This is a genomic window from Microbacterium sp. H6 (assembly GCF_003314775.1).
GTDB lineage: Bacteria > Actinomycetota > Actinomycetes > Actinomycetales > Microbacteriaceae > Microbacterium > Microbacterium oxydans.
The window spans coordinates 1-11,175 of sequence record NZ_QOAY01000013.1 but is presented as its reverse complement, the minus strand read 5'-3'; the positions used below and the strand labels follow the sequence as shown (position 1 = coordinate 11,175).

The 11,175-nt window shown below is 69.8% G+C and carries 12 protein-coding genes; 9 read left to right on the top strand and 3 right to left on the bottom strand.

Features of this window, described 5'->3' with window-relative positions; translation table 11 throughout:
• The coding region (locus DSP71_RS00495) for an ATP-dependent DNA helicase RecQ (RefSeq protein ID WP_147251145.1) at window positions 1-1,704 on the bottom strand (1,704 nt) is incomplete at its 3' end.
• 118 nt (window positions 1,705-1,822) lie between these two features.
• On the opposite strand from DSP71_RS00495, the gene DSP71_RS00490 reads away from it, so the two are divergent.
• From DSP71_RS00490 to DSP71_RS00455, 8 genes are all read left to right on the top strand, one after another.
• On the top strand, window positions 1,823-2,242 hold the full coding sequence (locus tag DSP71_RS00490) for a pilus assembly protein CpaE (RefSeq protein WP_113680094.1): 420 nt from the start codon (window positions 1,823-1,825) through the stop codon (window positions 2,240-2,242).
• A gap of 87 nt (window positions 2,243-2,329) precedes the next feature.
• Window positions 2,330-3,304 (top strand): 1,2-phenylacetyl-CoA epoxidase subunit PaaA, encoded by a 975-nt coding sequence (gene paaA, locus DSP71_RS00485; RefSeq protein ID WP_113680096.1) that lies wholly within the window; start codon window positions 2,330-2,332, stop codon window positions 3,302-3,304.
• Window positions 3,304-3,609 carry a 1,2-phenylacetyl-CoA epoxidase subunit PaaB gene (gene paaB, locus DSP71_RS00480; protein ID WP_017828375.1) on the top strand — a complete coding sequence of 102 codons (306 nt, stop codon included), beginning with the start codon at window positions 3,304-3,306 and terminating at the stop codon, window positions 3,607-3,609. Before paaA ends, paaB begins: the two co-directional genes overlap by 1 nt.
• Complete coding sequence (gene paaC, locus DSP71_RS00475) at window positions 3,606-4,487, top strand: 1,2-phenylacetyl-CoA epoxidase subunit PaaC (protein ID WP_374939222.1); 882 nt, start codon at window positions 3,606-3,608, stop codon at window positions 4,485-4,487. The genes paaB and paaC overlap by 4 nt, the downstream gene beginning before the upstream one ends.
• Window positions 4,481-4,975, top strand: a complete 495-nt coding sequence (gene paaD / locus DSP71_RS00470; protein ID WP_046748862.1) for a 1,2-phenylacetyl-CoA epoxidase subunit PaaD — start codon at window positions 4,481-4,483, stop codon at window positions 4,973-4,975. Before paaC ends, paaD begins: the two co-directional genes overlap by 7 nt.
• A gap of 1 nt (window position 4,976) precedes the next feature.
• Window positions 4,977-6,140 (top strand): 1,2-phenylacetyl-CoA epoxidase subunit PaaE, encoded by a 1,164-nt coding sequence (paaE, locus tag DSP71_RS00465; RefSeq protein WP_113680093.1) that lies wholly within the window; start codon window positions 4,977-4,979, stop codon window positions 6,138-6,140.
• Between the two features lie 13 nt (window positions 6,141-6,153).
• Window positions 6,154-6,924 (top strand): enoyl-CoA hydratase/isomerase family protein, encoded by a 771-nt coding sequence (locus DSP71_RS00460; RefSeq protein WP_113680092.1) that lies wholly within the window; start codon window positions 6,154-6,156, stop codon window positions 6,922-6,924.
• A 65-nt stretch (window positions 6,925-6,989) separates the two neighbouring features.
• Complete coding sequence (locus DSP71_RS00455) at window positions 6,990-8,513, top strand: ATP-dependent DNA ligase (protein ID WP_113680091.1); 1,524 nt, start codon at window positions 6,990-6,992, stop codon at window positions 8,511-8,513.
• Between the two features lie 43 nt (window positions 8,514-8,556).
• Here the strand turns inward: DSP71_RS00455 and DSP71_RS00450 are convergent, their stop codons facing one another.
• Window positions 8,557-9,066, bottom strand: coding sequence for a phosphoribosyltransferase (locus tag DSP71_RS00450; protein WP_046748858.1), 510 nt, complete (start codon window positions 9,064-9,066; stop codon window positions 8,557-8,559).
• Window positions 9,067-9,229: 163 nt separating this feature from the next.
• Between DSP71_RS00450 and DSP71_RS00445 the strand changes: the two genes are divergently transcribed.
• Window positions 9,230-10,879 carry a thiamine pyrophosphate-binding protein gene (locus DSP71_RS00445; protein ID WP_046748857.1) on the top strand — a complete coding sequence of 550 codons (1,650 nt, stop codon included), beginning with the start codon at window positions 9,230-9,232 and terminating at the stop codon, window positions 10,877-10,879.
• Between the two features lie 89 nt (window positions 10,880-10,968).
• Here DSP71_RS00445 and DSP71_RS00440 read toward each other — a convergent pair.
• Window positions 10,969-11,175: LPXTG cell wall anchor domain-containing protein (locus DSP71_RS00440; protein WP_113680090.1), on the bottom strand; the 207-nt coding region annotated here is incomplete at its 5' end.

Below are 11,175 nucleotides of genomic sequence, written 5' to 3'. Positions count from 1 at the left end.
CAGATCGGTGAGACGCGCGAGTGCGCGCCCCTCACTCGCCTGCTCCTCTGCCGGGATGCGCCCCTTGACCGGCACGTCCAGCCGGTCCGCACCGGTCGGCCAGGCACGACGAGGCTCGATCGGCACTCCGACGCGGTCGAGCGATTCCACGGCCTGCGAGCTCGCGGAGGCACCGATCTCCCGCGGGAACCACTCCCCCGCGCAGTTGTCGCACCTCCCGCACGGAGCGGCCGTGTCGTCGTCGAGCGCGCGCTGCAGGAACTCCATGCGGCACCCGTCGGTCTGCTCGTACTCGATCATGTGCTGCTGCTCGGCGACACGCTCGGCGGCGATGCGCTCATACCGCTCGGCGTCGTAGCTCCAGGGTGCACCGGTCGCGACCCACCCGCCCTGCACGCGCCGGACCGCCCCGTCGACGTCGAGCACCTTCAACAGCAGCTCGAGCGGCGTGCGGCGGATGTCGACCATCGCCTCGAGCGCCGGCGTCGAGATCGGAACGTCGCCGAGGGCCCCGATCACCCGCTCGGCTCGTTCACGATCGGGCATCGAAGCTGTCGCGAAGTAGTGCCAGATGTCACGGTCCTCGACGCCGGGGAGCAGCAGCACGTCCGCGCTCTCGCTGGCACGTCCGGCACGACCCACCTGCTGGTAGTAGGCCACGGGGGAAGACGGCGCGCCCAGGTGCAGCACGAAACCCAGATCGGGCTTGTCGAACCCCATGCCCAGCGCGCTCGTGGCGACGAGAGCCTTGACCTCGTTGCGCTTGAGCATCCCCTCGGACTCGGCGCGCTCGTCGGGGTCGGTCTGCCCGGTGTAGGCACGCACGTCGTGGCCGTGCTCACGCAGCAGGCGTGCCGTGTCGACGGCGGCCGCGACCGTCAACGTGTAGATGATGCCGGAACCGGGAAGGTCGTCGAGGTGGCTCAGCAGCCAGGCGAGGCGACTCGCCGAATCGCGCAGGCGCAGCACTCCCAGTCGCAGCGACGTCCGGGCGAGCGGCCCGCGGATCGTGAGCACCGGAACCGCATCGGCGTCGGCGGCCGCCCCGTCGTCCGCTCGGAGGCTGCCGAGCTGCTCGGCCACGTCGGCCACGACACGGCTGTTGGCGGTCGCCGTGGTCGCGAGCACCGGCACGTCAGGCGGCATCTGGGCGATCAGGTCGCGCAGGCGGCGGTAGTCGGGACGGAAGTCGTGCCCCCAGTCGCTGATGCAGTGCGCCTCATCGACCACCAGCATCCCGATGCGCCGGACGAGCGCCGGCAACTGCTGCTCACGGAAGGCGGGGTTGTTGAGCCTCTCGGGAGAGACCAGCAGCACATCGACCTCATCGCGATCTAGCTTCGCGAGCACATCCGACCACTCGTGCGCATTGGTGGAGTTGATCGCCACGGCCCGCACCCCCGCACGTTCGGCGGCGGCGATCTGGTCGCGCATGAGGGCGAGCAGCGGAGACACCAGCACGGTCGGGCCCGCCCCCTGCCGACGCAGCAGGAGCGTGGCGACGAAGTAGACAGCGGACTTGCCCCACCCGGTGCGCTGCACCACGAGCGCGCGGCGGCGCCCTTCGACGAGCGCCTCGATCGCCTCATACTGTCCGTCGTGGAAATCGGCATCCGGGCGTCCGACGAGTTCGCGCAGCGCGGCACGGGCGGACTCGCGGAGGTCGGCGGCCTCGGGGGATGCTGCAGCGGCGTCGGCGGTCATCCCCCCACTCTGCCCCACACCTCCGACACCTCCCACACCTCCCACACCTCCGACACCCGTGGTCGCGTTCCACAGGTTCGCCGGGCCCCGGGCGAGTGCCGTCGTCTAGCGTGAGGGGATGATCACACGCGAGCTCGCCGTCGCCCTGCGGGACACCGGACTGATCTGGCATCCGGCCGATGGCGACCGCTTCCAGCTCGATCTCCCCGACGACGTGGAACTCGAAGCGGAGGCCGACGTCTTCACCGTGAGTGAGATGACGATCGAGGCCCGTCAGACGCCGAGCGGCACCGATCTGGCGTTCAACGGCACGACGGAGTGGGCGCTCGACGCGGTGACGCTCGCGGACGCCGTATGGCTGCCGCGGGAGGACCAGCTTCGCGATCTGCTCCGCGGCACGTTCCGTTCGCTGGTGCGCCTCGAGGACTCCTTCCGCGTCGAGATCGAGGTCGGGGGCGAGCTGCTCGCTTTCGAGCACCCCGACCCCTCAGAGGCGTACGGCCGCGCCCTCCTCGATCTGATCTCCCGCTCGCGCTGACCCCGCCGTCTTGAATCCGGCAGTCCACTGTGTCAGAATTACCAAACGATCGGTCAGTAAAGATGGCCCGATGCCGAGGAGTCGATGATGACCAGTCCTGCAGACCTGTCCCTGGTGGGCGAGATCTCCGATGAGGAGCGCCTGTTCGACGAGCTCATCGCCAACGAGCAGCGCATCGAACCCCGCGACTGGATGCCCGACGCGTATCGCAAGACACTGGTGCGGCAGATCTCGCAGCACGCGCACTCCGAGATCATCGGCATGCAGCCGGAGGGCAACTGGATCACGCGCGCGCCGAGCCTCAAGCGCAAGGCGATCCTGATGGCCAAGGTGCAGGACGAGGCCGGTCACGGCCTCTACCTGTACTCCGCCGCCCAGACCCTCGGCACCACGCGCGACGAGATGATGGACCAGCTCATCAGCGGCAAGGCCAAGTACTCGTCGATCTTCAACTACCCCACCCCGACCTGGGCGGACATGGGCGCGATCGGCTGGCTCGTCGACGGCGCCGCGATCTGCAACCAGGTGCCGCTGTGCCGGGCATCCTACGGCCCCTACGGCCGCGCCATGGTGCGCGTCTGCAAGGAGGAGTCGTTCCACCAGCGTCAGGGCTTCGAGATCCTGCTCACCCTGATGCAGGGCACCGAGGAGCAGCGCGCGATGGCTCAGGATGCGGTGAACCGCTGGTACTGGCCGAGCCTCGCCATGTTCGGGCCGCCCGATGACCAGTCCCCCAACTCGGCGCAGTCGATGAAGTGGAAGATCAAGCGGTTCTCCAACGATGAGCTGCGCCAACGCTTCGTCGGCATGCTCGTGCCCCAGGCCGAGGTCCTCGGCGTCACGCTGCCCGACCCCGACCTGCACTTCGACGAGGAGAGCGGACAGTACGTGATCGGCGAGATCGACTGGGACGAGTTCTTCGAGGTGGTGCGCGGCAACGGGCCCTGCAACGCCGAACGCCTCGAACGCCGCCGGACGGCTCATGAAGAGGGCGCCTGGGTACGCGAGGCCGCGGCCGAGTACGCGCGCAAGCAGTCGCCGAAGACGAAGGCGGTGGCGTGATGGCGACGCCCGGCGCCGACGAGCGCGAGCCCTGGCCGCTGTGGGAGGTCTTCGTCCGAGCGAACCGCGGACTGAGCCACGTGCACGTCGGCTCGCTGCACGCGCCGGACGCCGAGATGGCGATCCGCAATGCGCGCGACCTGTACACGCGTCGTGGAGAGGGCGTCTCGATCTGGGTCGCCCCCGCAGACGCGATCACCACGAGCGACCCCGACGCCAAGGGCGCCTATTTCGAGAGTCCCGCCGGCAAGAACTACCGCCACGCCGTGTACTACACCGCCTCAGAGGGAGTGCCGCACCTGTGAGCACGGCACACGAGGACACGGTGCACGAGGAGACGGTGCACGAGGAGACGGTGCACGAGGACATCGACGTGCACGGGAACGTCTCGGTCGACGAACTCGACCTGGCGCAGGAGCTGTCAGGCACCGGCGCGGTCGCCGCATCGGCCGACGTGGCGGAGTACGCACTTCGTCTCGGCGACGACGCGCTGATCCTCTCGCAGCAGCTGGGCGCGTGGATATCCCGCGCTCCCGAGCTCGAGGAAGACGTGGCCCTGGGCAACATCGCCCTCGACCTGCTCGGTCATGCGCGCTCGTTCCTCCACTACGCCGGGTCCTTCGACGGGCGCAGCGAAGACGATCTGGCCTTCTTCCGCGACGAACCCGATTTCCGCTGTGCATGGATCGTGCAGCAGCCCAACGGCGACTTCGCCCAGACCATCGCTCGCCAGTTCGTGGTGGCCACGTACATGTTCGAGCTGTACTCGGCCCTGCGCGGCAGCAGCGACGAGACGTTCGCCGCGATCGCGGAGAAGTCGCTCAAGGAGGTCGACTACCACCGCGACCACGCCGTGCAGTGGATCCTGCGTCTCGCCGGAGGCACGGAGGAGTCGCGCGCCAGGATCATCCGCGCACTCGGCGACGTGTGGCCGTACGTCGATGAGCTGTTCCGCGACGACGATCTGATCGCGCGGCTCGGCGACGCGGCCGTGGTGCCGTCGACGCTGCGGCCTGCTTTCGACGGCGTGGTCGAGACGGTGTTCGCGGAAGCGGAGCTCTCGGTGCCCGCCGTGATGTCGTCGTCGGCCGGCGGGCGCACCGGTGCGCACGCGACCCCGCTCGGCCACATCCTCGCCGAGATGCAGGTGCTCGCCCGCAGACATCCGGGGGCGACATGGTGACTCTCACGCCGACGCAGGCCGCGTGGCGGATCGCTGCCTCCGTGCCCGACCCCGAGGTTCCTGTGCTCACGATCGAGGACCTCGGTGTGCTCCGCGCGGTGGAGGTCGACGGCACCGCGGTGCATGTCGACATCACCCCGACCTACAGCGGCTGCCCCGCGATGGACACGATCCGCGACGATGTGGTCCTGGCTCTCACCGCCGCCGGCTTCGACGAGGTGTTCGTGCGCCTGGTCCTCTCCCCCGCCTGGACGACCGACTGGATGACACAGGCGGGCAAGAGCAAGCTCGCCGAGTACGGCATCGCACCGCCCTCGGGCCGCGCCGCCGTGTCGACCGGCCCCATCCGCCTGGCGTTGAGCGTGCGCTGCCCCCGCTGCGGGTCGCTCGACACGCGCGAGGTCTCCCACTTCGGCTCCACGTCATGCAAAGCCCTGTTCGAGTGCCGCGCCTGCCTCGAACCCTTCGACCACTTCAAGGTGCACTGACATGTCGCTCTTCACCTCCGCGCCAGCGCCCATCCCGCAGGCGACGACGCCCCGCGAGACCGCACCCCGCAAGCGCGCCCGGTTCCACACCCTCACGGTCGAAGACGTGCGCCCGCTCACCGACGACGCTGTCGAGGTGACCTTCACGGTTCCCGCCGCCCTCGCCGACGAGTACGACCACCTGCCCGGTCAGTACGTCGCGCTGCGCACGACACTCGACGGCGTCGAAGTCCGGCGTTCCTACTCGCTGTGCCGCGCCCCGGAACACCGCGGCGACGGTCAGGACACGCGCTTGAGCGTCGCCGTGAAGCGGGACGAGGGAGGTCTCTTCTCCACGTGGGCGCAGACCGGTCTCCACGCCGGCTTCGAGATCGACGTGATGAGCCCGCAGGGCACCTTCACCTCCGCTCTGCCCGACCTCGACGACCGGCACGTGGTGGGGATCGCGGCCGGCTCCGGCATCACGCCGCTGATGGCCCTCGCGCACACTGTGCTCACCCGGTCGGACACGTCGCGATTCACCCTGCTGTACACGAACCGCGCCACGCTCGACGTGATGTTCCTGGAAGATCTCGCCGACCTCAAGGACCGCTACCCCACCCGACTCGTGCTGCACCATGTGCTGTCCCGTGAACAGCGGGCCGCTCCCGTCCTCTCCGGGCGCATCGACGAGGAGAAGCTCCGCACGATCCTGGCGACCCTCATCCCCCCGTCGACCGTCGACGAATGGTTCCTGTGCGGCCCTCTCGCTCTCGTCGACCTGTGTCGCGAGGTGCTGGCCGACCACGGTGTCGACCGCTCCCACATCCGCTTCGAACTGTTCACGACGGGTGATGAACCCGTGCGCGCGGCACGGCCGGTGCAGGTGCGTGCCGGCGAGAAGACGGTGCGTATCGAGGTCACTCTCGACGGCGTCTCGTCGACCGTGGAGAGCCCCGTCGACGCCAGGGAGTCGGTGCTCAATGCGGCACTGCGCGTACGGCCCGACGCTCCGTTCGCCTGTGCCGGCGGAGTCTGCGGCACCTGCCGCGCACGCGTGATCGAGGGCAGCGTGACGATGACCGAGAACTACGCCCTGGAGCCCGACGAGCTCGAGCGCGGCTTCGTGCTCACCTGCCAGTCCCACCCCACCAGCGACCGCGTGGTCGTCGACTACGACGTCTGATCGAGGAGCGCCCATGATCGACCTCACCATCGCCGACGACGTGGCCATGATCGTGCTGGACGCGCCATCGAAGCTGAACGCTCTCGACGAGAGGGCACTCGCCGAACTGGATGCCGCCTATGTCGAGGCCGAGGCTGCGGGAGTGCGAGCACTCGTGCTCCGTGGCGAGGGGCGCGCGTTCTGCGCGGGGCGTGACATCTCCGGCGTCGACCCACGGGACGACGATGTGCTCGGCTATCTCGGCGGTCTGGTGACCCCTCTGCTGCAGCGCATGTCGCGGTTCCCCGCGCCGACGTTCGCTGTCGCCCACGGCGCCTGCCTCGGCGTGGGCCTCGGCCTGCTGATCGCGACCGACGTGGTCTATGTGGCGGAATCGGCGAAGATCGGCTCCCCGTTCGCCGCCCTCGGTGCGACGCTGGACTCCGGCGGACACGCGCTCTTCCTCGATCGGCTCGGCGCGCACAAGACGCTCGACCTCATCTACACGGGACGCCTGATGAGCGGCACCGAGGCCGTGGCGTCCGGCCTGTTCTCCCGCGTGTTCCCCGATGATGAGGTGGTGCAGGCCACGACCGACGCGGCCGCCGCCGCCGCTCGCGGTGCGACGGCGGCGTTCCTCGCGAGCAAGGAGCTCCTCGCCCGCATCCGCGACGAGCGACTCGCCCTGTGGGATGCGGTCGGGATCGAGAACGCCGCACAGGCCGCGCTCTGCGACACCGACGACTATCGCGAGGGCTTCGCGGCGTTCCAGGAGAAGCGCAGGCCCGAGTTCCGCGGGCGCTGACGTCCGGGTTCCCGCTTCTCGGCAGCGTCGTCTCCAGCGTCGGAGGCCGATGCGACAATACGGAGATGATGCTCTCCGAGGTCGTCTCCACGGCAGAAGAGGTCTCCGCCACGGCGTCCCGCCTCACGAAGATCGATGCCCTCGCACGGCTGCTGGCGCGTTCCGCAGCGGACGAGCTCCCAGCCGTCATGGGGCTCCTGCTGGCCGCTCCGCGCCAGGGACGGCTCGGCGTCGGTTGGCGGGGACTCGCCGCCATCGAGATCACGCATGCGGAAGATCCCACCCTCACGGTGAGCGACGTCGATGCCTCGCTCACCGCCCTCGCCGCCGCCTCCGGATCAGGCTCCGCGGCAGCCCGCACCGGGATCCTCGGCGAGCTCGGCTCGCGAGCGACGGCCGCCGAGTGGGACTTCCTCGTCCGCGCCATGCTCGGCGAGCTTCGCACCGGGGCATTGTCCGGCGTCCTTCTCGACGCGGTCGCGAGAGCGTCCGACCGGCCACTCTCCCTCGTGCGCCGCGCCGCCATGCTCTCCGGCGATCTCGGCGAGACCGCTCGTGTCGCCCTCACCGAAGACGCAGACGCGCTGGACGCGGTCGGCCTCGAAGTCGGTCGCCCTGTCCTTCCCATGCTCGCCTCCACCGCGGCGACGCCATCGGCTGCACTCGAGATCACCGGCACGGCGTCGGTGGAGTACAAGCTCGACGGTGCTCGCATCCAGGTGCACCGTCACGGCGACGACGTCGGCGTCTACACGCGGAGCCTGGCCGACATCACCCACCGCGTACCGGAACTCGTCGAGATCGTGCGCGCTCTCCCCGTGGACGATGTCATCCTCGACGGCGAGACGCTGTCGCTCGATGAAGACGGTGGGCCCAGGCCCTTCCAGGAGACGATGTCGAGGTTCGGTGCCGATGCCTCCCGCGAACTGGTGCTGCGGCCATGGTTCTTCGACGTGCTGCACGTGGACGGACGCGACCTGATCGACGAGCCGCTCTCGATCCGCCTCGCCGAGCTCGAGCGCGTGGCCGGCGACTGGCGGATGCCCGGCATCGTGACCGACGACCCGGATGCCGCGGAGCAGCTGTCGCACGAAGCCCTCGCCGCCGGCCATGAAGGCGTGGTGGTCAAGGGTCTCGACGCCCCCTACGCCGCCGGCCGTCGGGGCAAGTCCTGGGTCAAGGTCAAGCCCGTGCTGACCTTCGATCTCGTCGTACTCGGCGCGGAGTGGGGTTCGGGCCGCCGCCGGGGATGGCTGTCGAACCTGCACCTGGGTGCGCGCGACCCCGACGGCGAGTTCGGCGACCCCGGGGAATTCGTCATGGTGGGCAAGACCTTCAAGGGCCTCACCGACGAGCTGCTGCGCTGGCAGACCGAGGAGTTCCCCGAGCATGAGACCCACCGCACGGCGTCGACCGTGTTCCTGCGCCCCGATGTCGTGGTCGAGATCGCCATCGACGGCGTGCAGCGCTCTCCGCGGTATCCGGGAGGTGTCGCGCTGCGTTTCGCCCGGGTGAAGGGCTACCGGCCCGACAAGTCGCCGGCCGAAGCCGACACGATCCAGACGCTGCGCTCCCTGCTGCGCGGCTGACGAACCACGCGAGTCAGGCGGACCGCGTTGAGGCCGACGGCATTCAGGCCGACGGGGCGAGTCCCAGGTCCTCTTCCCGCACGGTGCCGCGGAACGACCACGGGAAGTTGATCCAGAGGTCGGTGTCCTTCCATGCGAAGTCGGGCTGGATGATCGTGGAGGGCTTGGTGTAGATCGTGACCGACCGCACATCGGCGCCCTTGTCCTTCAGCAGCTGCACGGCCAGGGCGAGCGTGCGTCCGGAGTCGGCGACGTCGTCGACCAGCAGCACGCGGCGGCCATCGAGGTACGCCATGTCGAGCTCGGGAGGCAGCACCTCGGGCGCGTCGAGCACCGTGCCGATGCCGGTGTAGAACTCGACGTTGATGGCGCCGCAGTTCTTCGCGCCCAGCCCGTAGGCGATCGCCCCTGCCGGGAGCAGGCCGCCCCGGGCGATGGCGACGACGACCTCCGGCATGAAGCCGCTGTCCAGGATGCTTCGTGCCAGATCGCGCGTCGCCTCCCCGAAGCCGTCCCAGGTGAGTGTCTCGCGCTCGATCTCCGCATCAGTCATTCCTGCATTCTCCCGCATCTCTGCGGGCTCGCTCGCCGATAGACTGAGCTGGTCCGGCCAGGCCGGTGCCTGAAAAAGAGGCACGAAGCACTTCGCGAAGACGCGGAGGCGAGACACATACGGATCCCGCAGTTCCTCCGTCCCTGTCTCGAAAGGCTTTCCCATGCCCTCCGTGTCCGCCCATGTCGCCCTCACCCTCGCCCAGCACATCGATGCCGTCTTCGGAGTGATGGGCAACGGCAACGCCTACTTCCTCGACGCGATCGAGACGCAGACGGATGCGGTGTTCACCGCCGTCCGTCACGAGCAGGGTGCTGTGGTCGCAGCCGACGCCCACTTCCGCACCTCGGGTCGCATCGCCGCAGGCACCTCGACGTACGGAGCCGGCTTCACGAACACGCTGACCGCCCTCGCCGAGGCCGTGCAGGCGCGGGTGCCTCTGGTGCTGGTCGTCGGCGATGAGCCCACGTCCGGCCCCCGCCCGTGGGACGTCGACCAGATCGCCCTCGCCTCGGCGGTCGGCGCCCGCACCTATACGGTCGGACGGGCCGACGCCGCCGCCACCACGGTCATCGCGATCGAGCACGCCCTCACGTACCGGGTGCCCGTCGTCCTCGCGATCCCCTATGACGTCGCAGCGCTCGAAGCAGGTGAGGTGCCGGATGCTCCCTCACCCCGGATCCCGGCCCCGCTCGCCCCTCGCGGCGAATTCGCCGATGCGATGCTCGACGAGATCGCCACCGCCCTGGCCGGGGCAGAGCGCCCGTTCCTGCTCGCCGGTCGCGGCGCGTGGCTGTCCGGTGCGAGCACCGCGCTGGGAGAGCTGGCCGCGGCCACCGGCGCTCTCACCGCCTCTTCCGCTTTGGGCCGCGGAGTGTTCCCCGACACCAGGTACGACCTCGGTGTGACCGGTGGCTTCGGGGCGGACGGAGCGATGGAGCTCGTGCGATCTGCAGACGTCGCCGTCGTCTTCGGAGCGGGCTTGAACCAGTTCACGATGCGTTTCGGCGACCTGTTCGCGCCGGGGACCCGGGTCTTCCAGATCGACATCGCGGCGGCGGCGACGCACGCCCACGTCGGAGGCTTCGTCCGTGCGGACGCCCGTCTCGCCGCGGAAGAGCTCGTGGCGCGGATAGGAGACGCCGGCTCGGCGCACTCCTGGCGCGAGAGCGTGGACGTGGCGGCCGCACGCACCTACGACCGCGGCGACGACCTCGCCCCCGACGGGCGTCTCGACCCGCGCTCCGCCGCTCGTCGCATCGCCGAGCTGCTGCCGGAAGACCGCGTCGTGGTGTCGGACGGTGGGCACTTCATCGGGTGGGCGAACATGTACTGGCCGGTCGCCGCCCCCGACCGCATGATGATGGTCGGCACCGCGTTCCAGTCGATCGGGCTCGGTTGGCCGAGCGTCGTCGGGGCCGCTCTCGCGCGCCGCGAGTCCACCGTGGTACTCACCTCCGGCGACGGCGGCGGGCTGATGGCCATCGCTGATCTGGAGTCGGCCGTCCGGGCGGCGGGAGGACGCGGCATGGCGGTGGTCTGGAACGACGCGGCCTACGGAGCCGAAGTCAACCTCTACGGTCTCAAGGGACTGGCGGAAGGACCCATGCGCATCCCTGAGGTCGATTTCGCCGCGTTCGGTGCGGCCGTCGGCGCGGAGGGCGTCGTGGTGCGCACGCTCTCCGATCTCGACCGTCTCGCCAACTGGGTCGAGGAGGACCCGTCCTCACGGCCCTTCCTGCTTCTCGATCTGCGCGTCTCGGGCGATGTGATCGCGCCGTACCAGCAGGAGATCATCCGCGTGAACTCCTGACGCCGCGGGACAGTCGGCAACGCGAGGGGGTCGGCACGACGCGAACGTCGTGCCGATCCCCTCGTCGCACCCGAGCGTCGTTCAGTCGATCACCCGAGACGCCGGCGCCTGCGCGCGATGCCGAGGCCCGCTCCGACTGCCAGCAGCAGCACCCCGGCGAGGAGGAACGGCGCGCTGTCGGCTCCTGTCGCGGCGAGGTCGCCGTTGCTCGTCGTGCCGGGGCCGGAACCCGCGTTCCCCGAGCCGTCGGCGGGAACACCACCCGGAGCGCCACCGGGAGTGCCTCCGCCTGGGGT

What these genes read in the sequence shown, in the direction of transcription:
- paaB (WP_017828375.1), top strand. Translation starts at nt 3,304, where the DNA reads ATGGCGACGCCCGGCGCCGACGAGCGCGAGCCCTGGCCGCTGTGGGAG.
- DSP71_RS00455 (WP_113680091.1), top strand. Translation starts at nt 6,990, where the DNA reads ATGATGCTCTCCGAGGTCGTCTCCACGGCAGAAGAGGTCTCCGCCACG.
- DSP71_RS00490 (WP_113680094.1), top strand. Translation starts at nt 1,823, where the DNA reads ATGATCACACGCGAGCTCGCCGTCGCCCTGCGGGACACCGGACTGATC.
- DSP71_RS00460 (WP_113680092.1), top strand. Translation starts at nt 6,154, where the DNA reads ATGATCGACCTCACCATCGCCGACGACGTGGCCATGATCGTGCTGGAC.
- DSP71_RS00445 (WP_046748857.1), top strand. Translation starts at nt 9,230, where the DNA reads ATGCCCTCCGTGTCCGCCCATGTCGCCCTCACCCTCGCCCAGCACATC.
- paaD (WP_046748862.1), top strand. Translation starts at nt 4,481, where the DNA reads ATGGTGACTCTCACGCCGACGCAGGCCGCGTGGCGGATCGCTGCCTCC.
- paaA (WP_113680096.1), top strand. Translation starts at nt 2,330, where the DNA reads ATGACCAGTCCTGCAGACCTGTCCCTGGTGGGCGAGATCTCCGATGAG.
- paaE (WP_113680093.1), top strand. Translation starts at nt 4,977, where the DNA reads ATGTCGCTCTTCACCTCCGCGCCAGCGCCCATCCCGCAGGCGACGACG.
- DSP71_RS00450 (WP_046748858.1), bottom strand. Translation starts at nt 9,066, where the DNA reads ATGACTGATGCGGAGATCGAGCGCGAGACACTCACCTGGGACGGCTTC.